This window comes from Pedobacter sp. (assembly GCF_031119335.1).
Lineage (GTDB): Bacteria > Bacteroidota > Bacteroidia > Sphingobacteriales > Sphingobacteriaceae > Pedobacter.
Genome location: NZ_JAVHXT010000002.1, coordinates 247,098 through 272,431, shown reverse-complemented (window position 1 = coordinate 272,431; position 25,334 = coordinate 247,098). Strand labels below are relative to the sequence as shown.

Sequence of the window (25,334 nt, the reverse complement as noted above, 5' to 3'; positions counted from 1 at the left end):
AAAATTTATGCTTTTATTCTATCAGCTTGGTCTTTTACCATATCGGCAACGCCAGCTAATTTATCTTTCGATTTATCGAATAAGTCGCAGAACCAATCTCCAATTTTATCTTTCATGTCGCTGTTTTTATCCGATGATAAAACCATCGCTACAACGGCTCCTAAAGCTACTCCAGCTAAAACGCCGCTCAATATTTTTGTTTGCTTTGTCATAATTAATGTCTTTTATTAGTTTAAAAACGATGGTATGGATGTATTGTTTTAAGCTTTTTGAGAAAAGTTGATTATGAATGTTTGTATTTCCTTTCCTATGCCGTCATTGCCAGCTTGACTGGCAATCGTAATGCGATAAGAGGTTGAAAAACTTTTATCTCGCTTTAAGATTCCCGCCTACGCGGGAATGACGAGGAGCGAAAGCAAGCTTCAAAATCTAAAAACCCCAAGCCTTTGAGAAATTCGTCATCTCGAACGAGGAACGAGGAGAGATCTAGCAATTTGCTTATAGGTAGTTAAATTTAACTTCGTTGATTTCCAATTCTCTTCTTAGTACTCCTCATCGAAATGACGGCGAGGTGAAGCAAATGCAAAAATCCCCAAGCCTAATTAAAGATTTGGGGACTTATGTTAAAACTATGAGCCGTCATTGCGAGGCACGAAGCAATCTTAAAGCGATAGTTTATTTTGACCGACGTTGTAGGATTGCTTCGTGCCTCGCAATGACGAGTTTAATTATACTTCTTCTTCGCTGATGAATTTTGCGCTGAAGTAATCTCTGTTCATACGAGCGATGTTTTCTAGCGAGATACCTTTTGGACACTCAGCCTCACAAGCACCAGTATTGGTACAGTTACCGAAACCTTCTTCGTCCATTTGAGCTACCATGCTTTGTACACGACGGTAACGCTCTGGCTGACCTTGCGGTAATAAAGCCAGCTGAGATACTTTTGCCGAAACGAAAAGCATTGCCGAAGCATTTTTACAAGTAGCCACACAAGCACCACAACCAATACAAGCAGCAGCTTCAAAAGCAGCATCAGCCTGAATTTTAGGGATTGGCAATGCGTTTGCATCTTGTGCGTTACCAGTGTTTACTGATACGAAGCCACCAGAAGCAATGATACGGTCAAAAGCAGAACGGTCTACCGCTAAATCTTTAATTACCGGGAATGCTTTTGCTCTCCAAGGCTCAACCACAATGGTGTCACCATCGTTGAACGAACGCATGTGTAATTGGCAGGTAGTTACCAAGTCTTTTGGTCCGTGCGGTTGTCCGTTAATGAACATTGAACACATACCGCAGATACCTTCTCTACAATCGTGGTCAAATACAACAGGCTCTTCACCTTTGTTAATTAATTGTTCGTTTAAAACGTCAAACATCTCTAAGAAAGACATGTCTGGTGAAATATCAGAAAGCTTGTAATCAACTAGTTTACCTGCTGATTTGCTATTTTTTTGACGCCAAACTTGTAGCGTTAAATTCATGTTTCCTGTACTCATTTTCTTTAAGTATTGAGTATTGGGTATTGCGTATTGAGATTTTAATCTCGCTAAACTTTACACTATACTATTAATAACTTTATAACAGTTGTTTGAGTTATCGTATGTCTCAATACGCATATCTCAATACGCTGTACTATTTATAATTCCTTTGTGCTACTTTAATGTTTTCGTAAATCAATTCTTCTTTATGCAATTCGAATTCACTTACGCCTTTATATTCCCAAGCTGCAACGTATGCATAGTTTTCATCATCACGTTTTGCTTCGCCTTCTTCAGTTTGGTGCTCCTCTCTAAAGTGACCGCCACAGCTTTCTTCTCTGTTTAGGGCATCTTTACACATTAACTCACCTAACTCAATAAAATCTGCAACACGGTGTGCTTTTTCCAATTCAGGGTTAAACTCATCTGCAGAACCTGGAACTTTAACATCAGCCCAAAACTCTCTACGTAAATCTTGAATTTCTTGGATAGCTTGAGTTAAACCTTCTTTATTACGAGCCATACCACATTTTTCCCACATAATGTGGCCTAATCTTTTGTGGAAATGGTCTACAGATTTAGTTCCGTTAATGCTTAAGAATTTATCGATAGTTGCTTTAACTTCGTTCTCAGCTTCCACAAACGCAGGGTGATCTGTAGGAATTGGTTTAGTTGCAATTTCTTTCGATAAGTAAGAACCGATGGTGTAAGGTAATACGAAATAACCATCTGCTAAACCTTGCATCAATGCCGAAGCACCTAGGCGGTTAGCACCGTGATCAGAGAAGTTGGCCTCACCTGTACAGTACAAACCAGGAATGGTTGTCATCAAATCATAATCAACCCAAACACCCCCCATGGTATAGTGTACCGCTGGGTAAATACGCATTGGGGTTTCGTAAGGATTTTCACCTGTGATTTGCGCATACATGTCGAATAAGTTACCGTACTTTTCTTTAATTACGGCAGTACCTAAACGCATGCAAGTTTCTTTATCAGGATTATGATTACCAGCTTTAGAAGCTTCGATACGACCATAACGCTCTGTATTTGCTTTAAAATCTAAGTATACAGCTAATTTAGAAGCACCTACACCATAACCGGCATCGCAACGTTCTTTAGCGGCACGAGAAGCCACGTCACGAGGTACCAAGTTACCGAAAGCAGGGTAACGACGCTCTAAATAGTAATCTCTTTCATCTTCTGGAATATCCGAAGCTTTACGCGTATCATCTTTCTTTTTAGGAACCCAGATACGTCCATCGTTACGTAACGACTCAGACATTAAGGTTAATTTAGATTGGTGATCGCCAGAAACTGGGATACACGTAGGGTGAATTTGCGTGTAGCAAGGGTTAGCGAAGAAAGCACCTTTTTTGTGCACTTTCCAAGCCGCAGTAACATTACTTCCCATTGCATTGGTAGATAAGTAGAATACGTTACCGTAACCACCAGTACCTAAAACCACCGCATGACCGAAGTGACGCTCTAACTCGCCAGTAATTAAGTTACGAGCAATAATACCACGAGCTTTTCCATCAATCACAACCACATCAAGCATTTCGTGACGAGTGTACATTTGTACTTTACCCATACCAACCTGACGCTCTAAAGCTGAGTAAGCACCCAACAATAATTGCTGACCTGTTTGACCAGCTGCGTAGAATGTACGTTGTACTTGTGTACCGCCAAAAGAACGGTTATCTAACAAACCACCATATTCACGAGCCAACGGCACACCTTGCGCCACACATTGGTCAATAATGTTTGCACTCACCTCAGCTAAACGGTGTACGTTAGCTTCACGTGCTCTGTAGTCACCACCTTTAATGGTATCGTAAAATAAACGGTAAGTGCTATCACCATCATTTTGATAGTTTTTTGCAGCATTGATACCACCTTGAGCAGCAATAGAGTGCGCTCTACGAGGCGAATCTTGGAAGCAAAAACATTTTACTTTGTAGCCCATTTCTGCTAATGTAGCCGCTGCAGACGCACCCGCTAAACCAGAACCTACTACAATTACTTCCAAACTTCTTTTGTTTGCTGGGTTTACCAACGGCACAGAAGATTTATATTTTGTCCACTTTTGGGTTAATTCGCCCGCAGGGATATTTGAATTTAATTTCGACATTTACTTAATCCTTTTAATTAAACGTTTCGGTTTAGCTAACCCAACCAAAATAGATTGCGATTGGCATTAAAGCAAAAATGATAGGAACAATGATTGAGAACCATACGCCTACTGTTTTTACAACTGGTGTCCATTTTTTGTGGTTCCAGCCCATCGTTTGAAAAGACGATTGAAAACCGTGCAACAAGTGATATCCTAAAGAAATTACACCCAAAACATAAACAGCAACCACCCATTCTTCTTGGAAAATCATCACAATGTTTTGAAAGGTGTTATGCTCTTGGTGTGTATAAACAGACACTTTTGTAGGCCACCAGAAGTGATAAAGGTGTAATACCAAGAACATCAAAATTAACGTACCCAGTAAACCCATACTACGAGAGTACCATTTACTATTAGCCTGCGGCTTGTTGTACGCATATTTCTCAGGTCTTGCCGCATTATTTTGCGACGTTAACATAATCGCCTGAACAATGTGCAAGATAATTCCTAAGAATAATCCAACTTCCATGATGCGGATAACAATGTTGTGTGCCATAAAATCGGCAGCAACATTGAAGGTTTCTCCTCCATCATTTAAAAAAATTAGTGCGTTTATAGATACGTGTACAATAAGAAACGAAATCAAGAAAAGACCCGTTAGCCCCATTACAAACTTTTTACCTATAGACGACGTAAAAGCTTTACTTAAACTACTCATTAGATTGTTTATTTATATTACTAGTGTGCAAAGCTATCTAAAATATGAAGACTTACTAGGAATAAAACTTACAAAAAAACGACAAATCGACAATTTAGAAACGTTCTAATTAAAATACGCTATTGGCAACGTTTGCGCTTGTAGTTGAAGTAGTTAAATTTCAAAATGAAAGTCAGTATTCATCGGAGACGATAGCCCTGCTGTACGCTGCTCCCGATTTTACATCGGGATACACTACCATCAGGTTTAATTAACCCAAAACTGTGCAAATAAACTTAGCGTTCTTTGCGCAGCTCTTATTTCCTTTGCGGTTAAATTTTAACGTAAAGATTTTGGAAGTTTTCGCAAAGTTTCGCAAAGAATAATTATGTGGTATGGTGATAACACCAACCACGGGTGTAAAGTTTCGCAAAGAATAATTTCTACACAAATAGAAATTTTGCACAAGAAAGATATCCTTATGGTTGGTGTTATCACCAACTATCCAGCGATTTCCATGGTGTTTATATCTTAATGTGGTATGGTGATAACACCAACCACGGGTGTAAATAAATGCTTCTAACGAACAGATTTCTCTCTGCATTCGAAATGACGCTCCAAAAAGGCTTTCCACTTCAATTGTGTTTATTTAACAATGGTCTCTACACAAACTTTATCAATCTTATAAACATTTTGCATAGAAAAGATTGACAAAGTTCACCTTAACTGCGTGGCAATTTGCATTTCCCTCTATTTAACAATACTTTTATGCTATTATTAAAAACATCAATTGGATTTTAAAGAATTTGGATTTAACGCGGAGCTTTTAGAAGGCCTGCTAGCAATGGGCTTCAAAAATGCTACGCCAATACAGCAACAAGCTATACCTTTAATTACAGCAAACAAAGATTTAATAGCTTGCGCACAAACAGGTACAGGTAAAACTGGTGCCTTTTTGCTGCCCATCATGAACCTGCTTACCACTAAGCAAGACCGCCATAATAGCGTACTTATTTTAACACCAACCCGTGAGCTGGCACAACAAATAGATTTACAGGTAGAAGCGCTTTCCTACTTCACCAACATCAGTTCGTTAACCGTTTTTGGCGGCGGCGATGGTGTAGCATACGAGCAACAAAAACGTTCGATGCGTGAAGGTGTAGACATCATCATAGCTACCCCTGGTAGGTTAATTTCTCACCTAGCTTCTGGAGTTTTAAAAATGGAAAAGCTAGAGCATTTAGTGCTTGACGAAGCAGACAGGATGTTGGATATGGGCTTCTACGATGATATCATGAAAATTGTAGGTTATCTGCCTAAAAAACGCCAAACAGTGATGTTCTCGGCTACTATGCCGCCAAAAATACGCAAGCTGGCGGCTACTTTGTTAAACGAACCCGAGCAAATTAGTTTGGCGATTTCCAAACCAGCAGAAGGTATCAATCAACAGGTTTATCTCATACACGACGACCAAAAAGTACCATTGCTTACCGAGATGCTAAAATCTGCAACTTACAACCGCATCATTGTATTTGCTGGTCGTAAGGAAAAGGTTAAAGAGCTGGGTAAAGTATTTAAAAAACTAGGCCTAAAAGCAGCAGCATTTCATAGCGATTTGGAGCAAAAGGAACGTGAAGCCATTATGCTTGATTTTAAGAATGATAAACTGAATGTTTTAATTGGTACCGATGTTTTAAGTCGTGGTATAGATGTAACCGGTATTGATTTGGTGATTAACTACGATGCGCCACAAGACCCTGAAGATTACATTCACAGGATTGGGCGTACGGCTAGGGCGGCAACCACTGGTACTGCAATTACCTTGGTTAACGGAAAAGATAAACGCCGCTTGGCAAATATTGAAAAACTAATTGAACGCCAGATTGATAGAATGCCTTTGCCAGAGCATTTAGGTGAAGCTCCGAAAGATGAGCCTGTGGGAGAAAAGAAGCCTTTTAAAAAGAAAAAGAAGTTTTTTAAGAAGAAACCTAAAGCACAAGGAGCTGCACCAGCGAAATCGGAGTAACTTTTATTGCTTAGAGTTTAACGCTTTAAGATTGCTTCGTTCCTCGCAATGACGGTAATAGGAGCGTCATTGCGAGGAACGAAGCAATCTTACTACAAAAGTTATAGCTATAAAGGATTTCAAAATGACAGAAAAGCAAAAAAACATTCTCTATTTAGTAACTGCTTTTCTAATTGAGATAGCTTATTTTTCTTTTATTTTCTTTGGATATGCTATTTTTTCGATGTTGTTTTTTGGAGAAGGTGAAAGTAGTTTTATGTACTCAAAAGCTAATGGAGTTATTTTTTTATTACTATTGGTTGTCCCTCCTTCACTTTTAAATATCTATTTTTATAGGAAATCAAAAAACTCTGGAAAACGAATTAGTTTTCTGGTTATTCAGATTTCTCTGCTTCTCATATTCTTTTTTTTCTGGTATATGAGTGGCTGGGATTTCTATTTTTAATTACCTTTAAAAAATGCAGAACCTTCCACCATTGGCCGAAAGATTACGCCCACAAAACTTAGATGAATACGTAGGGCAAAAGCACTTGGTGGGCGAGGGTGCAGTACTACGAAAAGCTATCGAAAGTGGTCGTATTCCATCCATGATTTTCTGGGGACCTCCCGGAGTTGGAAAAACTACTCTAGCTACCATCATTTCTCAAAACTTGGACCGACCTTTTTTTGCATTAAGTGCCATTAACTCTGGCGTTAAAGATGTTCGGGAAGTAATTGACAAAGCTGCTGCGCTAAAAGGTGGCTTTATGGGAATGCCTGTACTTTTCATTGATGAGATACACCGTTTTAGCAAATCACAACAAGATAGTTTGTTGGGTGCGGTAGAGCGTGGCTTAGTTACTCTAATTGGTGCCACTACAGAAAATCCAAGCTTCGAAGTGATATCAGCTTTGCTTTCTCGATGCCAAGTTTACATCCTCCAGAACTTAACGGAAGAAGAATTGGTTGGTTTGCTTAATACAGCAATTGCCAAAGACGAAATTCTATCGAAAAAGAAAATCAAAATTAAGGAACATGAAGCTTTAATACGTTTGAGTGGCGGCGATGCCCGAAAATTGCTCAACGTTTTAGAAATTGCCATTAACGGTATTGGTGGTGATAAAATAGAACTCACCAACGAGAACGTACTGGCTCATGCACAGCAAAACTTGGCACTTTACGATAAAGCGGGCGAACAACATTACGATATTATTTCGGCATTTATTAAATCCATCCGCGGTAGTGACCCAAATGGAGCGGTTTATTGGCTAGCACGAATGATTGAAGGTGGAGAAGACCCCTTATTCATAGCTCGTAGATTGGTGATTTTGGCATCGGAAGATATTGGTAATGCCAACCCAAACGCACTGCTATTGGCGAACAATTGTTTTCAAGCGGTCAATGTCATCGGTTTTCCCGAAAGTAGGATTATTTTATCGCAATGCGTAACTTACATGGCATCATCAGTAAAAAGCAATGCCTCTTACGAAGCCATCAATAAAGCGCAAGCCTTGGTAAAACAAACTGGCGACCTGCCTGTGCCTTTGCATTTGCGTAATGCGCCAACAAAGTTGATGAAAAACATTGGCTACGGAGCCGATTACAAATATTCTCATGCCTACGATGGTAACTTTGAGGAGCAGGAATATTTGCCAGAAAAGTTAAGCGGTACCAAGCTTTATGACCCCGGCAAAAATCCGGCAGAAGAAAAAATGAGAGAAAAATTGAAACAAAACTGGAAGAACAAATACAAATACTAATATGCTGAGTACTTTTTTATCACATCAATGGAAATCGTTTTGGCGCAGTAGAAATAAGGCAGGCAGTATTGCCGCCCAAATTGTACTGGGCTTTTTTATGTTGTATTTTTTGGTTGTAGCCATAGGCATCGGTTTTTGGATGACAACATTAATAGACAAATTTATGCCGGGTATTAATCCAGCGGTAGTATTTAACGGTTTAATTTTATATTATTTCTTGCTCGACTTAGCTGTAAGAATACAAATGCAGGATTTGCCAACTTTGAGCGTGGTGCCATATTTACATTTGAAGATTTCTAGAAAAACGATTGTCAATTTTTTAAACCTGAAATCGCTTGTTTCATTCTTCAATATCCTGCCAATCTTTATCTTTTTTCCATTTATTTTTATCAATATTAGCGCTTCTGCAGGCACGGTTGGCGTGCTGGCGTATTTGGTCTCAATTATTGGGCTTACTGTTTTCAACAACTTTTTGGTGCTGTATATTAAACGCAAGGCTATTAATAATGTAGCTGTTTTTGCGGCAGGCATTGTCGTTATTCTTGGCTTGGCAGCTTCAGATTATTACGGTTTTATTTCCATCAGAGATTTTTCTAATCTGGTTTTTCAAAACGTAGCTGTATATCCGATTTTGGCTTTGATATTCCCAGTGGCTGCATTTGCTGTTTATTACATGAATGCTAAATTTCTGGAGAGTAATTTATATACAGAGGAACTAAGCACTAAAGACGATAAAAAAGTAAGTACCGATTATCCTTTCCTTAATAATTTTGGTAAGGCTGGTGAACTAGCAGCACTAGAATTGAAACTTATTTTAAGGCACAAACGCTCTAGAAGTTCGGTAATTATGGGCTTTCTATTTTTGTGCTATGGCTTCTTTTTCTATCGCATGCCGTTAATAGCAGGCAATGAGTTTGGTAAAATGTTGTTTGCTGCCGTGTTTATGACAGGTATCACCATATCAGTTTACGGGCAATTCATGTATGCGTGGCAAAGCTCCCATTTTGATGGTTTACTGTCCAACAAAATCAACTACAAAGATTTTATAAAAGCAAAGTTTTTGCTCTTTACCATTAGTAGTACTTTAATTACTGTGCTTTCTAGCTTTTATGGTTTTATGAGTTACAAACTGTTGATATTACATGCTGCTGCTTATATCTATAATTTGGGGGTGGGTACTGTGGTAGTGCTTTACTTTGCCAATTTCAATTATAAAAGGTTAGATATTACGGCTAGTGCAAGTTTTAACTGGCAGGGCGTAGGCGCAACGCAATGGTTGTTGGGCTTACCATTACTGTTGCTGCCAATGATTATATATGTGCCATTTGGTATTTTAAACCTGCCTTACTGGGGTTTGGCCACTATTGCATTTTTGGGTTTGGTGGGTTTACTGATGCGTAATTTTTGGGTAGATGTTATTGTTAGAAAATTTGAAAAACAACGTTATAAAATAGCCGAAGGCTTTAGAGAATAAGAAATGATAGAAGTTAAGAATTTAGTAAAAAGCTACGGCGGGCGTACAGTTGTGGCTATCGAGCATTTGAATATAAAAGCGGGCGAAACCATTGGCCTTGTTGGAAACAACGGTGCAGGTAAAACTACATTTTTTAGAATGCTTTTAGATTTAATCCGTCCAGATAGTGGAGAAATCCTATCGAAAGATATTAATGTTGCCAGCAGTTCGCAATGGAAAGATTATACAGCATCTTATTTAGATGAAGGCTTTTTGATAGACTATTTAACCCCAGAAGAATATTTTACTTTCATTGGCAGTTTGCACGGCTTAAGCGTAGCTCATGTAAGCGATTATTTGAGGCAATATGAGGAGTTTTTCAATGGCGAAATATTAAGTAGAGGCAAGTATATTAGAGATTTCTCTAAAGGAAATCAAAATAAGGTAGGAATTGCAGCTGCGTTAATGCAAAAACCAGAGCTGTTAATTTTGGACGAACCTTTTGCCAATCTAGACCCAACTACACAGATTAGGTTAAAAACGTTAGTAAAAAACTTAAGTGCCACTCAACGTTTAACCACCTTCATTTCTAGCCACGATTTAAACCACGTAACGGATGTTTGCAATAGAATTATCCTGTTAGAAAAAGGTAAGGTGATTAAGGATTTTTATACTGATGAGAACTCTTTAAAAGAACTAGAAGCTTATTTTTCGGAGTAATTGTTGTATAAAAATATGGTCAATTGGGTTTTTTGTTTGGGTTAACAAAAACTAACTACGAGTTGGATTGTTTTTGTTGAGCAGATATTTTTCACAACTATTAAGAATAATTAGCGAGGTTGTGTAAAATTGGCATTACCTTTGCCAACACATTTATCAACATTATAATAAACGAAATAAGAACATGATGACTACAAAATTTAAGACAGCAACTGTCGCTATAGCTTTATCGGTAGGTGCAATGACTTTTCAAAGCTGCGATAGCTTAAACAATACACAAAAAGGTGCAGGTATTGGCGCTGCTGCAGGTGGCGTGGTAGGAGCCTTAATTGGTAAAAAAGCAGGTAATACTGCTGTAGGTGCTGTAATTGGTGCTGCTGTAGGTGGTACTGCAGGTGGTTTCATTGGTAAAAGAATGGATAAGCAAGCAGCTGAAATTAAGCAAGCTATTCCAGGTGCAGAAGTTATTCGTGAAGGTGAAGGTATCATCGTTAGATTTGATAGCGGTATCCTTTTCGACTTTAACAAAACTGATTTGAAAGATGCAGCTAAAACTAACATTCAGTCTTTAGCATCTTCATTGAACCAATATCCGGGCACTGATGTGAAAGTTTATGGTCATACAGACAATATCGGTACTGCTGCGGTAAACCAAACCGTATCTGAGAAAAGAGCTGCTGCGGTTAAAACTTATGCAGTTTCTCAAGGCGTACCAGCATCACGTTTAGTTACAGAAGGTAAAGGTTTTAACGAGCCAATTGCTGATAACTCAACAGAAGCTGGTCGTGCAGCAAACCGTAGGGTAGAAATTGTAATTGTTGCTAACGAGCAATTGAAAAAAGAAGCTCAAGAAAAAGCAGGATAATTTAAAACTAATTTATCTAGTATAAGAAACCCCGAATTTACTTCGGGGTTTTTTTATTCGTAGATGTCTGCGAAATAACTGATGGCTAAAGATCTTAAAAGCATTTCTTGCTCAAGACCAGCATAAGCCGGAATAGGTTTTACCAATTTCCAATGTGGCCAACCATCTTGATCTAGTGCTTCTAATTCGTAAAATCCCATCTCGCTCAACAAACGACAGGTAGCAATATGCATTAGCTCTTCTTTTTGTCTTTTGCTAAATTTTCCTGGGCCTTTACCTAGCTCTTGTACACCAATTAAAAACAATACCACTTTTAAATCCGGAGTTTCCGAATCAAAATCTTGTGCTATCTTTTCTTGCAGCTCTTTCCATTTGATATTGATTTCTGCTGGAGTCATGCCGCAAATATACAGCTTTACTCTTTAGTCTTTATTCTTTGTCCTCTAGTCTTTCTGCTTTGGTCTTTGTAGCTTTGTGATATGAGTTCGAAAATTAATGTAGGCTTAATGGCCTATGGTATGTCTGGTAAGGTGTTTCATGCACCTTTTGTTCATTTAAATGATGGATTTAATTTTGTAGCCGTTACCGAAAGAAGTAAGAAGCAAGCTGCTCGAGATTATCCCGATGTAAAAAGTTATGATACCATCGACGAGCTGATTGCCGACGAAAATATCGACCTTATCATCATCAACACGCCAAATTATACCCATTACGAATATGCTAAAAAGTGCCTAGAAGCGGGCAAACATATCTTAGTGGAAAAACCTTTCACAACAACGGTAGCTCAGGCCAAAGAATTATTCGATTTAGCGAAATTGGTAGGTAAAAAAGCTTTAGTTTATCAGAATAGAAGATTTGATAGTGGTTTTAAACTCACCAAAGAAATTATAGAAAGTGGAAAGTTGGGTAAGTTAACGGAAGTATATTTCCGTTTTGACAGATACCGTAGCGAAATTGGGCCAAAAACTTTTAAAGAAGACCCCGCTTTTGAAGCAAGTGGTTTGCAATACGATTTAGGGCCACATTTAATAGACCAAGCTGTGGCGCTTTTTGGGAAGCCCGAAAGATTTTATAAGGTACTTGCCAACAATAGAGAAAACAGTAAAGTAGATGATTACTTTTTTATACACCTGACTTATCCTAACCAATTAAACGTTTACCTGATATCAACTTTGTTGAATGCAGATATTCCTCCGGCATTTGTGGTGAACGGCTCAAAGGGATCGTTTTCTAAAAATCATGGAGATATTCAAGAAAGCCAATTGTTAAAAGGTATGAAGCCATCTGATGAGGGTTATGGATTTGAAGATGCGACTGATGCGGCTAAACTTACAATGGTAACAGCAGATGGTGGAAGGGAAGTTACTGCCTTGAAATCGCCGCAAGGCAATTATGGAGATTTATTTGAGTTGGTTTACCAAACCATCGTAAATGATGCAGTATATCCGATTACAGAAGCCGATATTATTGCACAGTTGACAATTTTAGAGGCGGATTAACGTAAGTTTTACAACAAATAATCAACTTTGGTGAGTTAATAGAAATTTGTGCTGTAGGTTTTCTGCTCCACACAAAAAAAATATACTTTTGGTGACCAAATTATTCAATATGAGCGTTTACCAAATAGGTCTCGATAGGTTAGATATTGCGATTATCCAAGAAATTATTCAATCATCGCAAAGCATTGCTTTGTCGGCTGTTGCTGAAGAAAAAATCATCAAGTGCAGAGCTTATTTGGATGATAAATTGAGTAAAACCGAATATCCAATCTATGGCATCAACACAGGTTTTGGTTACTTGCAAAATGTAAAAGTAGAAGCCGATAAACTTACGCAGCTTCAACACAACTTGCTTTTATCCCACGCTTGTGGAACTGGTAATGAAGTGCCAAAACCGATTGTAAAGTTGATGTTGTTGCTCAAAATTCAGTCTTTGAGTTATGGTCATTCTGCCATTGCTTTAACTACTATACAACGCTTGGTAGATTTCTACAACCATGATATTTTGCCAGTGGTTTACACCCAAGGTTCTTTAGGTGCTTCTGGCGATTTAGCTCCTTTGGCGCACTTGGCAATTCCGCTAATTGGCGAAGGAGAAGTTTGGTATAAAAATGAGAAAATCAGCACCGCTAAATTATACCAACAATTAGGTTGGCAAGCTTTAACACTACAAAGCAAAGAAGGTTTAGCGCTAATTAACGGCACACAGTTTATGAGCGCTTATGGTGTTCATTGCTTGTTAAAAGCTCAACATTTATTAGCTTGGGCCGATGTTATTGCTGCAACCGCTATCGACGCTTTTGATTGTCGCATTGACCCATTTCTGAACTTGAGCCACGTTATTCGTCCGCATAGAGGGCAACTACAAACTGCAGAAAATATCAAAAACTGGCTAGAAGGAAGTGAGCTGATTGTCCAAGAAGGTAAACAAACACAAGACCCATATTCGTTCCGCTGTGTGCCGCAAGTGCATGGTGCAAGTAAAGATAGTGTTGCTTATATTCAATCCGTTTTTGAAACAGAAATTAACTCGGTAACAGATAATCCGAACGTATTTCCCGATGAAGATTTGATTATCTCGGCAGGTAATTTCCATGGACAACCATTGGCTTTGACTTTAGATTTTCTTTGTTTGGCTTTGGCTGAAATTGGTTCTATCTCTGAAAGGAGAACTTTCCAACTGATTTCTGGAACACGAGGTTTGCCCCCTTTCTTGGTAAAAAATGCAGGTTTAAATTCTGGCTTGATGATTACGCAATACACCGCAGCATCTATTGCCAGCGAGAATAAGCAGTTGTGTACACCGGCATCTGTAGATAGCATTGTAAGTAGCAATGGACAGGAAGACCATGTGAGTATGGGCGCCAATGCCGCGACTAAATGTTTCCGTGTGGTAGAAAATGTAGAACGTATTTTAGCAATCGAATTAATTACCGCAACTCAAGCTTTGGAACTTAGAAGACCATTAAAATCATCTCCAAAAATTGAAAAGCTTTTGAGTGATTTTAGAGCGGTAGTAAGCTTTAACGATGCTGATAGATTGTTAGCGACAGATATTAAAGCTGCCGTTCAATTTATTCAAGGTCGTTAGTCTAATTGACTTTCCTAACTGACCCTGAAATAAATTCAGGGTGACGTTGTACTGGCGCTTCATCATGCTGAATTTATTTCAGCATCAGCTTTTAATGATTGTTTTGACCTCAAAAAACAATTTGATTGCAATAAAGAAAGTATTTATGAATATCAATCTAATTAGCAAGCTTGGCAAAGAATAATTAGAATTACGATAATGAAAATCATAAGATTAATTGGTTTGAGATAGTGAATTTTCCAGATTAGACCGATTGTCGTCATTTCGAACGCAGAGAGAAATCTAACATTATGCGGCTAGTCGCTAGATTTCTCCTCCTTCGTTCGTCGAAATGACGGACTTGACGTCGAGTTATTTAGTTGGTTTAAGCAAAGTTTGTAATTCCAATTTTTGATACTTTATAGCATAATCAAAGGCAGTTTTTCCTTCAGCATTTTTAACACTGATATCTGCACCAGCTTTTAACAAAGCTTTTGCAAAAGTTAATTCCCCATATTTTGCTGCGTACATTAACGGTGTTTTGTCGCTACATACTTTGTTTAAATCAGCTTTTGCTGCCAATAACGCATTAAAAATGTTTGACTTGTTCATTTTGATGCTGAGGGAAAGCAAGGTGTAACTTGCATCTTCAATATCGAAGCAATCGTTAATAGTTACTTTTTGAGTTTTAACTTCTGCTAGCAAAGCATCCGCATCGTCAGTTTTAAAAGCCTTCTTTATATTATCGTTTAGCTGTTGAGCAAAACTTAAACTGCTCATCAATAGCAGTACAGTTGTCATTACTGTTTTTATGTTTTTCATAGGTCGGTGGTTATTTCAACATCTGTTTTAAGTTTACAACGGGTATTTGAATTACTGTTTGGTCAGATAATGAACCTTTTGCGTTTGCAATAGCAATTTCTTTAAAGGTGACATCGGCACTGTCTGTAGTTTTTAAGCTTAAGTTGCGGATAGTGTATTTTTTTTCAGTGTCGTAGCTGCCAAATACATCAATTTTAGAGTTTCCTATAGAAGTAATATCCAAGTTTTCAAAAGATACGCCATCACTTTTAAACCTTGCGCTCTTTAAATTTAAACGTAATGATTTCACAATTGCTTTTTCTTCAATATTTGTGTACCCGCCTTCTGCGTTAATACTCAGTTTTTGAAATTGAGAAGCTTCATGGAACTTCAAATTACGGAATTTTTTAATATTTAGAGCAAGCGTGTCTCCTTTAACTTTTAGTTCTAAATCAGAAACATTATTGGCGCCTAAAAAATTTGTTTCTGGAGCATATACAAACAATTCGATGTAGTTATATTCTTTATTTTTTGGTGTAATATTGATTTGTAATCGACCATCTTTATCTACGCTAAATTTTACAAATTCCTTCTCGCTTTTAGCTAGCTTAACACCAAATTTTTTATCTTTCACCAAATGGATATAAAAATCTGCTTCTTTTCCATCGGCAATGTTAATTGCACTAAATTGGTTTAATGGAATGGCCTCCACGTTTTCCGATTTACCATCGAATGTTTCGTTTTGTTTTTCTAAATCTACCCAATTCTTCGCATCTGTATAATACATTTTAGAAACTACAGCCATTACTAGCACTGGCAATACAATTAGCGTGGCTGCAAAAGCGATTAATAATTTATTACTGGTTTTCATGATTTCTAGTATTAAAATTTTCTTTAACAAAAGTGTTGTAACGATTTATTAGCTCATCAAAATCGATGTTTAATAGATAGATGTTTCTAAAAACTGTTGGTAGTTCTTCATCTATAAATTGGGCTCTTTGGTAGGCTGTAATGTTAGCTATCGCATCATCGGTTACAAAAAGACCAACACCTCTTTTGTTCTGTATCACATTTTTTTGCTGTAGTAATTCGTAAGTACGCATTACTGTATTTGGGTTAACCTCCATTTCCATAGCAAGTTCTCTCACCGAAGGTATTTTTTGTTCAATTGGCCATTTCCCTAGCATAATTTGTTCGCAAACAAAGTCTGCTATTTGTAGGTATATCGCCTTGTTATCTCTAAATTCCATGTCTATACCCTTTTAATTAAACTTCTTTTTCTTTGTATCTGATGTATCCTACTATGTAGAAAAATAATGCCACCAGCGCAATAGCTGCAACAACTAGAAATAGACTATTATCGTTGCTGTTACGATAAGATTGGTTTGCTGTAATCTGCACCTTATTACTAAAGAAAAACTGACTAGCCTTCATATATATTAATGTAGCTACGGAAATAAAAGCTGCTACTGAAACCAAGGTTTTGATATACTGAAAGCGATTGAAATAAATAGAGCCAGATAGAAATACACTTGTTACTAGCACTGAAAATGCAGTACATACACTAAATACATATCCAAAATGAGTGGTAGATAAAATTGAATACCGAAAAAAAAGCCAATCTGAATTTTGCATTGTTCGGTGAATATATTCTCCGTTCTCGTATACATTTTGCGTGTCTTTATAATTGCTTAGGTTGGTTTGTATAAAAGCAAAATCAACTATGTAAAACATGAAAAGATAAGATAATATAGGCACTATAGTAGTGTAAACAATAGCAGCAGTATATTTTTCCAAGTTAGAAGCAGGCGTAAGCAAGTCGCCTATTGCTCTGGCTTTATTGCCTAAATGTAAGAAATATGCACTTGAAGCTATACTAATAAATAGCAATCCAAGAAGCGCAAATAAAGGCTCCCTAAATCTGAGCAGATTATTAATGATATTTGCCTTTTTATATTCGTTCACGTTGGAAAAAGATAAACCATAAAAACAAACGATAATTGCCAAAACAACGGCTAAAGTCATTAGGTAGATTTTCCCAAACTCTAACCACTGCCTCTTAAGCAATAGCGTAAAACGATGTATGTTAAAAGTATTGTTCATATCTGTTTAGTTAAAAATTGGTTTCAGTTTGTTTTTCTCAGCTAAAACTGCATTAAAAAGCAATTCCATGTCTAGTTTGCTATCTTCTTGATGATAATTTGGCATTACGGCATTGTAGCCTGCTAACGAAGGTTCTGCATAAATCACTGTTTCATCAATTTCTTTCAGGCGTTTGAAAGAAAGCTTCTCTGTAATTTCTTCTACCGTTGCTTTTAGCGCAATCTTGTTTTCATCCAGCATAATTACCGTGTCAATCAAATTATCCAAATCGCGTACTTGATGGGTAGAGATGATGATACATTTGTCTTCGGTTAATGCAGATGCCATAATTTTACGGAACTGCGCTTTGGAAGGAATGTCCAGGCCGTTGGTTGGTTCGTCCATAATCACCAACTTGGCATTGGTTGCCAAACCGAAAGAAATAATTACTTTCTTTTTCTGTCCGTAACTCATGTCAATTAGTTTTTGCCCTACCGGGATGTCAAACTCCTTTAATAAGTCTGCAAAATACTGATGATTAAATTCTGGATAGAAAGCAGCGTTAGCTTTTACATAACTATCAATTTTGATAGCAGGTAAATGAAACTCTTCGGGGATGAAACAGATTTGCTGCAATAGTGCAGGTTGTCTTTTTGCAGGGTCTAAGCCGAGCACATCAATTTTTCCACTTTGTGCATATACCAAACCAGCTAAGTTTTTTAACAAGGTTGATTTGCCTGCGCCATTTTTGCCCAATAGTCCGTAGATATGACCACTGCTCAATTGCATACTGATATCCTTGAAGAGAATTCTATGCTTGCTATAGCTAAAATTTAGATTGTCTATCTTTATCATACTAGTGTATTAGTTAAATAACACACTAAAGTAGCGCTAAATTTTTAATCTCCAAATTTTTTGTAAATAATTTTTTAGCTATGTTGGGATATAGTAATTGAAATAGGAAAAATAAAAGCCCTTCATTTACGTATGAAGGGCTTTTATCACTTACTTATAACTTCTGCGTCATTCCCGCGAATGCGGGAACCTTAAAGCGTTATATTATAAATTTCTTTCGCATTACGATACCCAATCGAGTTGGGTATGACGAAGTATGAATGTCAATTCTTGAAGACTTACGAAGTTTCTGAAACTTCGTAAGTCTATCATGCTTTGAGCGCAACTGCTTACAACGGCACACTAATTCCAAAACTTACATTACGACCAGGGTTGTAAACATTCGCCAATTTATAGCGACTTAAGTGGTTGTAATAAAGTTTATCCGTTAAGTTTTGTCCGGTAACCCAAACGTTTAGCTTGCCTTTTTTAGTTTTAAACGAAGTCCCAATTCCGGCATCAAACAAGGTGTAGCCAGCGGTTTCTGTTTCAAAAGCATCAATTCTATCTTGTTTAAAAACATTGGTTAAGCCCACTTTAATAAAGCTATCATTCAATCCTTTGATGTTGGGTTCAAAACGGATTTCGTTATTTAAACTTGCTGCGGGAATAAATGGCAGTGGCGAATTTGTCGCTTTGTTAGTTCCTTTTACATAGGCAAAAGTATTTTCAAAGTGCAATGCCTTAACCAAGTGGAAATCTACCGAAGCCTCGCCACCTACAAGACTAGCATCCGTTTGTAAGAAACGATAAACTGGGTAAGTTTCTGTAGCTCCAGAGTGATGGTCTTCCGCATCAATGGTTTCGCCATTTAAGTTGCTTAAATAGATGTAATCGTAGATTTTATTGCTGTAAGCATTTAATCCAAAAGTGACGTTTTCAGCTTGGTAAGTCAACCCTAAATCGAACTGTAAACTGGTTTCCTGTTTCAAATCACTGTTACCAATTTCGTATCTAAAAGTACCATGATGCACACCATTTGCACCTAATTCTGCAATGTTTGGCGCTCTAAATCCAGAACCGATATTTCCTTTTAGGTTTAGGTTTTTAGCGATATCAAATGCAAAACCCAAAGAACCTGTGAAGTTTGAAAAGCTGTTGTCAAAAGCGTTGAAGATTTGGTGCTGATGGTCATCATGAGCTTCGAACAAATCTTTGCCATCAATTTTTTTGTAATCGTAACGTACACCAGCATTAATAGCCCCGTTTTCGAAATTGCGTTTCAAATAAGCAAAAGCACCAATGTTGTTGCTATTATAATCGGGCACTAAAAACTCCTCGCCGCTATTTCTGTTGGTTTGATACATGCCCTGTAAGCCAATGGTTGGTTCCCAAACTCCATTATTCGCAAAAGAATATTTTACATCGTAGGTGTAAGAATTTAAGCCTAAGTTCAAGCCTGGTTCGTCTTTCGTTTCTTCAAACTCTTTTCTAATGTTACGTTGAAAAGCGAAAGTAGACTTTAACTGTCCACCGCCCAAAAGTACATTGCTATTTAAAGCTGCACGATAATGGTTGATATTTTGAGAAGGTAGATTTAACGACCTCGATTTTGCATCACTTTTGCTAACCACATTTCCTTCTTCATCTAGATAATTTCCATCGGCATTTGGACCTTCCTCGACCAAGCCAATATTTGTTGCAAAGCGAGATAAACTCAAATGTGTATAACCCCAAGTTTTGTTTAAACCCAACATGGCGCTGGTATTAATTTCGTTAAATCCTGCGTTTGGTACAATTTGATTTTTATAGCCAAAGCCATAAGCGTTTTTGTAAGAAATACGACCGCGATAGACAAAACCGTTGGTATTGCCTTGCATCATCAGCGAAGAAGCTGTTAAACCTCCGTTAGTGTTGTAATTGGTGGTGAAGTTTCCGTTGTAAGTTCCCTCAGCAGGTACCAAATCATCAATGATATTGATTACACCACCCAAAGCGTCAGAACCATAAAGCAAACTTGCTGGGCCTTTTAATACCTCGATACGAGCAGCAGAAAATTGGTCTACTTGTACACCGTGTTCATCGCCCCATTGTTGTCCTTCTTCTCTTGCGCCATCAACCATTGTTAATACACGGTTGTAGCCCAAACCACGTATGGTAGGTTTAGAAATGGCGCCACCTGTTGTTACCTGCGCCACACCTGGAATTTTAGCAATGGCATCTACCAAGTTGGTTGCTGCAGATTGCGCCAGTTTATCGCGACTAACCGATACTACGGCTAAACTGTTAGTTTTATTGTTGGCACTGAAAGGAGTTCCGGTAATTACTACTTCAGCACTTTCAATTACCGATGGTTCTAAGGCAAAGCTGATGTCTTGCTGTGCCGATAAATCAATCAGTTTTGAGGAAGTTTTATAACCTAAATAGCGAACCTCTAATAAGAATTTACCCTTTGCGGGAACGTTGTTGAATGTAAATTCGCCATTGGCGTTGGTGCTGGTGCTAGCTTTTAAATCAGAAATATATAATGTTGCACCAGCTAAAGGTGCTTGTGTTGAGGCATCGACAACTTTACCTTTAATGTTAACTAATGAATTAGCGAAGGTATTTAAAGACAGCAAAATGCCAAAAACAGTTACTAAAAGTTGTAACCTTTTCATAAAAGAAATATAATTAAGTGGTATTTCCACTCACGTAAAACGATGGATAATTAAATACGCATGTCAAAACATCGCCTTTGGCAACGAATTAAAATGCAGAAAGAATAGGTAGATTTATTGATTTGCTGGTGGGCCGCGTAAGCAGCTTGCAATGATGCTGGTAAACGAATTGCCTACTAATGAAACGGTGTTTTCTACAATATTTGCTTTTAGATAAACAATATAATTTTGGATATCTGAAACAAAATTTTTCTCGAAATGCGCTTTGCAAACTAAACAGTTTTCGGAAGAAGTTTTAACGTGTACAGTGTGCGTACAGTTCTTTTCGTGAACTGGAATATTTTCTTCGTGATGATGCAAAGCTCCCCAAGGCGTAATGGCCAACGAAAATATCGCCAGAATTACTACCGCAGAAATTTGTTTCAAGAAATGGCGCTTTTTCGCTTGCATTCTAATGCGAAATTAATCAAATAATAATAATTCGTTAGATTTGAAATTGTAACAAAGAAGGTATTTGAGATTTAAGAATTACGATTTTAGATTTCTGTGACAAACAATACGCTAATTAAATGAACCACCTAAGGCACCTTAGCTCATTTAAGCCTTAGGTTTACTAAGGTGTCTTAGGTGGTAAAAAATACTTATTGAAAATAAATACAACCAAATATATGAACCTGAAAATAAGTCAAACACCACACGGAAGTACCTTAACCTGCAAAGGTTGGGTGCAAGAAGCGGCGTTAAGAATGTTGTTGAATAATTTAGACCCAGCAGTTGCCGAAAGACCTGAAGATTTGATTGTGTACGGTGGAAGAGGGAAAGCTGCAAGGAACAAAGAAGCTTTGGAACTCATCATCAGGGCATTAAAAAACTTAGAAGATGATGAAACTTTGCTCATTCAATCGGGGAAACCTGTAGGAGTTTTGCCAACTCACAAAGACGCACCCAGAGTATTGATTTCAAATTCACAATTGGTGCCAAAATGGGCAACGCAGCAACATTTTGATGAACTAGAAGATAAAGGTTTGATGATGTACGGACAGATGACCGCTGGTTCGTGGATTTACATTGGTTCGCAGGGAATTGTGCAGGGAACCTACGAAACCTACGCTGCTTTGGCTAAGAAGCATTTTAACAGTAACCTAAAAGGAACATTAAATGTAACTGCTGGTTTAGGCGGAATGGGCGGTGCGCAACCGTTGGCAATTACCATGAACCAAGGCGTTTGCCTAGCGGCAGATGTGGAGGAATGGCGCATTCAAAAGCGTTTAGAAACTAGATATATTGATGAAATTGCTTACGATATTGATGAAGCGATAGATAAAGCATTACAATATAAAAAGGAGCAGAAAGCATTATCTATAGGTGTAGTTTGCAATGCGGTAGAATTATTGCAAAGGCTGATTGATAGGAACATTACACCTGATACTTTAACTGACCAAACTTCGGCACACGACCCATTGATTGGCTATTTTCCAGAAGGGTTAACGGTTGCTGAAGCGGCAGATTTGCGTGAGAAAAATCCTGAAGAATACGTGAAACGTAGTTATGCTACGATGGCGAAACATGTTGAACAGATGTTGGAACTGCAAAAAAGAGGAGCTATCACTTTTGATTATGGCAATAACCTACGTGGCAGAGCATTAGAAGTGGGTGTTAAAAATGCTTTCGATTTTCCAGGTTTTGTGCCTGCTTATATCCGTCCGTTGTTTTGTGAAGGAAAAGGGCCTTTCCGTTGGGCTGCATTAAGTGGCGACCCACAGGATATTTACGAAACTGATAAAGTGATTTTGGAACTGTTCCCGGAAAATGAAAGTTTGAGACAGTGGATTACCATGGCGCAAGAGCGTATTGCTTTTCAAGGTTTGCCAGCTCGTATTTGTTGGTTAGGACAAGGCAATAGGGAAAAAGCTGGTTTGGCTTTTAACAAGTTGGTAGCTGATGGTAAAGTAAAAGCGCCAATTGTGATTGGTCGCGACCATTTAGATACTGGTTCTGTGGCCTCGCCAAATAGGGAAACGGAAGCAATGCTAGACGGTTCGGATGCGGTAGCCGATTGGCCAATTTTAAATGCTTTGATTAACACTGCAGGTGGTGCAAGTTGGGTTTCTTTACATCATGGTGGAGGTGTGGGTATTGGTTATTCCATTCATGCTGGGATGGTAATTGTTGCTGATGGTACGGAAGATGCAGCTAGAAGATTGAAACGGGTATTGCATAACGACCCTGCTATGGGCGTAATTCGTCATGCAGATGCAGGTTACGATATTGCAAAAGATACGTTGAGGAAGCATAGATTAGGGTTATAAACTTTTGCCACAGATGCACAGATAAATATTGATTTAAATGAAGAATATCTGTGCATCTGTGGCCAATTCAATAAAATGTTAAAACAAATTTTACTAGTAGGATTAGGCGGAGGAATAGGAAGTATTTTTCGATTTCTTACTTCGGTATTTGCCACTAAATATGCCGTAAATGGTTTCCCTTTGGGAACTTTTATGGCCAATGTTTTAGGCTGTTTTATTCTTGGCATATGTGTGGGTGTTTTCGGTAAAAATCCAACAGAAAATGAAAATTTGAAATTGCTTTTTGTGACAGGTTTTTGCGGTGGATATACCACTTTTTCTACTTTCGCCTCAGAAAATATACAGTTGTTGCAGCAACAAAACTATACGCTGCTTGTTATTTATACTGTAAGCAGTTTATTGGTTGGCTTTTTAGCGGTAGCTATTGGCTTAACCTTAGGTAAATCTTGGTGAAATTAAATTGAGATGAAACTTAATTAGCATTAAAGTAGGCACTTATGCGGGTGGGGACACCCGCCTATGGCAGACAATTAGAGTTTGGTGTCCCCACCAAACTCAGCAGGCGAAATTTTTAAAAAATCCTAAGTTTTAGGTATGTTTTCATTCCTAAAATATCTGTATATTCGAACCCATGCAACACCATAATTTCGACGTAGATATCGTCATCCCTTCATCAAAGCAAAAAGTAAAAATTACAGCCGAAGCCATTGAGGTAAATCAAACCCGCATTCCCTGTAACGACGTAGCGGCCGTTAAATATGGCGTGTCGTTAATTGGCCCTGCTAAAAAGCCCACTAAAAAGAAGTACATCATTGAAGTTAAAAGCAAAGATGGTAAATCGGTAAGTGTACAGTTTGAAAGTAGCAAAGTTGAAGAACTTTTAGAAGAAGACCATACGTACTATTACATCATGTCTGGCTTATGGCAATATGTGAAAAAGCATTTAGTAAGTGAGTTTATCGAAAAGCTGAACAATCAGGAAAAGCTAGAAGTTGGTGCTGCAAAATTCGATTATCAAGGTTTTGAAGTGTCTTACAAGACTTGGTTTTTGGGTAAAACGAAAACAGCTATTTTGCCTTGGAGCCAAATCAAATATTTCTTAGATAAAGGTGTTTTGCATGTGCAGGATATGTACGATAAGAAAAAGAACATCAACGTAAGTTTGCACAACGATTGGAATGCAGTGGTTTTAAATACCTTGCTGCATTATCTTTCGCAAGAGCATAGAAAAGAGAAACTCGAAAAAGGAGAGAAGATCTAGTTTCAACTTAGAAGGAATAGAAACCTGAGCATTGTCTCGGGTTTTCTTATTTTAGCGATAGGAAATAGGCTTGTGTTAGCTAACCCTGATTGAAGGCGGCAGCGCCCGAGAGCGATTTGGGCATGTGGGGGGAGATTGAGGGACTAAAGCCGCAAAGCAGGACTACAGCTAAAGAAGAACCACAGGTTTTAGCGTTCTCTTAACCAAATCGTTTGATTCGTAAATCTATTTTGTATTTTTGTAGCATGTCGACACAAACCAAGGAAGAAACCTTTACGCTGGAGGAAATTTTAACCTCGCTGAAAACGGTTCATCGTTTAATTCTTTGGAATGATGATGTAAATACCTTTGATCATGTAATTTGGTGTATGATGAAATACCTAGATTACAGTGAAACACAAGCGGAAAAAATTGCTTGGGAAGTACACAATAAAGGTAAGTGCGCAGTTTTAGAAGGTTCTTTTACCGAGATGGAAGTTTACCGTAAAATTTTGCAACAAGAAGGTTTAACCGTTACGGTTGATTAGTTTTCTCTAAGTATTGATCTAACTTTTTCTTAGCCGTTTGACGTACTTTTTCTTTGAAAGAGTTGGTCCAGCCGAGCAAAAACCCGCCAGCACCAAAAGCTTGCTTTGCCCATTTGTAGAAATCGAAGCTATCGGTATGTTTAACGATTTTCCCTCCTTCAATCTCAAATTCTGCATTTATTTTATTGATGACTTTTTTGCCAGTAGCGCTGAAAGTATAATGCGCTTCCCAGTAAGCTGTTACTTTGTTGCCGTTTTCTTTGATATTGCCAAAGGTCATGGTCATATCTTTGCCGCCCGAAATGAGCATTTGCCACATCGCCCTAACTTGCTTTGCATCTAAATTGCGAAAAACAGAATCGTTAAAAGTCGCATTATCGGCATAGCTTTCTTGCATGGTTCTATAATCCTTTTGCTGAAAAGCGGTGTAAAATTGCTGGATCAATTGTTCGTTGGCTGTCATGATTTCGAGATTGAATTTTTAAATTTAGGAAACGTAACTGAATAAAAAACATCAGTCTAAAAATTTACCATTGAAACGCTTTGCGTAGTGTTTTCATAAATTAGAATATTAAGTAGCTAAAATGAACTTAGGTGGCTAAGGTTGTTTTAAAAATATAAGAATCATTTTACCACCTAAGACACCTTAGATAAATAAAGTTGATTAGATGAAAACAATTAACCTTGCAAAAAC

The 25,334-nt window shown here is 37.9% G+C and carries 25 protein-coding genes; 12 read left to right on the top strand and 13 right to left on the bottom strand.

Annotated elements, in window-relative coordinates; all coding sequences use genetic code 11:
• Window positions 1-5: 5 nt before the first annotated feature.
• From REI64_RS03350 to REI64_RS03335, 4 genes are all read right to left on the bottom strand, one after another.
• On the bottom strand, window positions 6-212 hold the full coding sequence (locus REI64_RS03350; RefSeq protein ID WP_308848678.1) for a YtxH domain-containing protein: 207 nt from the start codon (window positions 210-212) through the stop codon (window positions 6-8).
• 516 nt (window positions 213-728) lie between these two features.
• On the bottom strand, window positions 729-1,499 hold the full coding sequence (locus tag REI64_RS03345; RefSeq protein ID WP_308848677.1) for a succinate dehydrogenase/fumarate reductase iron-sulfur subunit: 771 nt from the start codon (window positions 1,497-1,499) through the stop codon (window positions 729-731).
• 136 nt (window positions 1,500-1,635) lie between these two features.
• Window positions 1,636-3,615, bottom strand: a complete 1,980-nt coding sequence (locus REI64_RS03340) for a fumarate reductase/succinate dehydrogenase flavoprotein subunit (RefSeq protein ID WP_308848676.1) — start codon at window positions 3,613-3,615, stop codon at window positions 1,636-1,638.
• Window positions 3,616-3,646: 31 nt separating this feature from the next.
• Window positions 3,647-4,315, bottom strand: coding sequence for a succinate dehydrogenase cytochrome b subunit (locus tag REI64_RS03335; RefSeq protein WP_308848675.1), 669 nt, complete (start codon window positions 4,313-4,315; stop codon window positions 3,647-3,649).
• A 769-nt stretch (window positions 4,316-5,084) separates the two neighbouring features.
• Here REI64_RS03335 and REI64_RS03330 point away from each other — a divergent pair.
• The 6 genes from REI64_RS03330 to REI64_RS03305 all read left to right on the top strand — a co-directional run bounded on the left by REI64_RS03330 (window position 5,085) and on the right by REI64_RS03305 (window position 11,097).
• Window positions 5,085-6,320 (top strand): DEAD/DEAH box helicase, encoded by a 1,236-nt coding sequence (locus REI64_RS03330; protein WP_308848674.1) that lies wholly within the window; start codon window positions 5,085-5,087, stop codon window positions 6,318-6,320.
• A gap of 124 nt (window positions 6,321-6,444) precedes the next feature.
• Window positions 6,445-6,765 (top strand): hypothetical protein, encoded by a 321-nt coding sequence (locus tag REI64_RS03325; protein WP_308848673.1) that lies wholly within the window; start codon window positions 6,445-6,447, stop codon window positions 6,763-6,765.
• 13 nt (window positions 6,766-6,778) lie between these two features.
• Window positions 6,779-8,059, top strand: coding sequence for a replication-associated recombination protein A (locus tag REI64_RS03320; RefSeq protein ID WP_308848672.1), 1,281 nt, complete (start codon window positions 6,779-6,781; stop codon window positions 8,057-8,059).
• Window position 8,060: 1 nt separating this feature from the next.
• Window positions 8,061-9,533 carry a DUF5687 family protein gene (locus REI64_RS03315; protein ID WP_308848671.1) on the top strand — a complete coding sequence of 491 codons (1,473 nt, stop codon included), beginning with the start codon at window positions 8,061-8,063 and terminating at the stop codon, window positions 9,531-9,533.
• A gap of 3 nt (window positions 9,534-9,536) precedes the next feature.
• Window positions 9,537-10,232 (top strand): ABC transporter ATP-binding protein, encoded by a 696-nt coding sequence (locus REI64_RS03310; RefSeq protein WP_308848670.1) that lies wholly within the window; start codon window positions 9,537-9,539, stop codon window positions 10,230-10,232.
• Between the two features lie 184 nt (window positions 10,233-10,416).
• Window positions 10,417-11,097, top strand: a complete 681-nt coding sequence (locus REI64_RS03305; RefSeq protein WP_308848669.1) for an OmpA family protein — start codon at window positions 10,417-10,419, stop codon at window positions 11,095-11,097.
• A 53-nt stretch (window positions 11,098-11,150) separates the two neighbouring features.
• Here REI64_RS03305 and REI64_RS03300 read toward each other — a convergent pair whose 3' ends face one another.
• Complete coding sequence (locus REI64_RS03300) at window positions 11,151-11,495, bottom strand: hypothetical protein (RefSeq protein ID WP_308848668.1); 345 nt, start codon at window positions 11,493-11,495, stop codon at window positions 11,151-11,153.
• Between the two features lie 81 nt (window positions 11,496-11,576).
• On the opposite strand from REI64_RS03300, the gene REI64_RS03295 reads away from it, so the two are divergent.
• Together REI64_RS03295 and hutH are read left to right on the top strand one after the other, a co-directional pair.
• Window positions 11,577-12,596 carry a Gfo/Idh/MocA family oxidoreductase gene (locus tag REI64_RS03295; RefSeq protein ID WP_308848667.1) on the top strand — a complete coding sequence of 340 codons (1,020 nt, stop codon included), beginning with the start codon at window positions 11,577-11,579 and terminating at the stop codon, window positions 12,594-12,596.
• A gap of 109 nt (window positions 12,597-12,705) precedes the next feature.
• Entirely contained in the window at window positions 12,706-14,187 is a 1,482-nt protein-coding gene (gene hutH, locus REI64_RS03290) for a histidine ammonia-lyase (protein WP_308848666.1), read from the top strand.
• A 351-nt stretch (window positions 14,188-14,538) separates the two neighbouring features.
• Here the strand turns inward: hutH and REI64_RS03285 are convergent, their stop codons facing one another.
• The 7 genes from REI64_RS03285 to REI64_RS03255 form a co-directional block, all read right to left on the bottom strand.
• Window positions 14,539-14,988, bottom strand: a complete 450-nt coding sequence (locus tag REI64_RS03285; protein WP_308848665.1) for an ankyrin repeat domain-containing protein — start codon at window positions 14,986-14,988, stop codon at window positions 14,539-14,541.
• 10 nt (window positions 14,989-14,998) lie between these two features.
• Complete coding sequence (locus REI64_RS03280) at window positions 14,999-15,838, bottom strand: GIN domain-containing protein (protein WP_308848664.1); 840 nt, start codon at window positions 15,836-15,838, stop codon at window positions 14,999-15,001.
• The gene (locus REI64_RS03275; RefSeq protein ID WP_308848663.1) at window positions 15,825-16,217 is read right to left on the bottom strand and encodes a GntR family transcriptional regulator; all 393 of its coding nucleotides are present in this window, start codon (window positions 16,215-16,217) and stop codon (window positions 15,825-15,827) included. Before REI64_RS03275 ends, REI64_RS03280 begins: the two co-directional genes overlap by 14 nt.
• A 16-nt stretch (window positions 16,218-16,233) precedes the next feature.
• The gene (locus REI64_RS03270) at window positions 16,234-17,070 is read right to left on the bottom strand and encodes a hypothetical protein (RefSeq protein WP_308848662.1); all 837 of its coding nucleotides are present in this window, start codon (window positions 17,068-17,070) and stop codon (window positions 16,234-16,236) included.
• Window positions 17,071-17,076: 6 nt separating this feature from the next.
• Entirely contained in the window at window positions 17,077-17,904 is an 828-nt protein-coding gene (locus REI64_RS03265) for an ABC transporter ATP-binding protein (RefSeq protein ID WP_308848661.1), read from the bottom strand.
• A gap of 329 nt (window positions 17,905-18,233) precedes the next feature.
• The gene (locus REI64_RS03260; protein ID WP_308848660.1) at window positions 18,234-20,543 is read right to left on the bottom strand and encodes a TonB-dependent receptor; all 2,310 of its coding nucleotides are present in this window, start codon (window positions 20,541-20,543) and stop codon (window positions 18,234-18,236) included.
• 114 nt (window positions 20,544-20,657) lie between these two features.
• The gene (locus REI64_RS03255; RefSeq protein WP_308848659.1) at window positions 20,658-20,993 is read right to left on the bottom strand and encodes a hypothetical protein; all 336 of its coding nucleotides are present in this window, start codon (window positions 20,991-20,993) and stop codon (window positions 20,658-20,660) included.
• Between the two features lie 218 nt (window positions 20,994-21,211).
• Here REI64_RS03255 and hutU point away from each other — a divergent pair, with 218 nt between their 5' ends.
• From hutU to REI64_RS03235, 4 genes are all read left to right on the top strand, one after another.
• Window positions 21,212-22,852 carry a urocanate hydratase gene (hutU, locus tag REI64_RS03250; protein ID WP_308848658.1) on the top strand — a complete coding sequence of 547 codons (1,641 nt, stop codon included), beginning with the start codon at window positions 21,212-21,214 and terminating at the stop codon, window positions 22,850-22,852.
• 75 nt (window positions 22,853-22,927) lie between these two features.
• Entirely contained in the window at window positions 22,928-23,305 is a 378-nt protein-coding gene (crcB, locus tag REI64_RS03245) for a fluoride efflux transporter CrcB (protein ID WP_308848657.1), read from the top strand.
• 178 nt (window positions 23,306-23,483) lie between these two features.
• On the top strand, window positions 23,484-24,113 hold the full coding sequence (locus REI64_RS03240) for a hypothetical protein (RefSeq protein ID WP_308848656.1): 630 nt from the start codon (window positions 23,484-23,486) through the stop codon (window positions 24,111-24,113).
• Between the two features lie 245 nt (window positions 24,114-24,358).
• Complete coding sequence (locus REI64_RS03235) at window positions 24,359-24,640, top strand: ATP-dependent Clp protease adaptor ClpS (RefSeq protein WP_308848655.1); 282 nt, start codon at window positions 24,359-24,361, stop codon at window positions 24,638-24,640.
• Here REI64_RS03235 and REI64_RS03230 read toward each other — a convergent pair.
• Window positions 24,627-25,103 (bottom strand): nuclear transport factor 2 family protein, encoded by a 477-nt coding sequence (locus REI64_RS03230; protein ID WP_308848654.1) that lies wholly within the window; start codon window positions 25,101-25,103, stop codon window positions 24,627-24,629. The genes REI64_RS03235 and REI64_RS03230 overlap by 14 nt on opposite strands.
• Window positions 25,104-25,334: the final 231 nt, after the last annotated feature.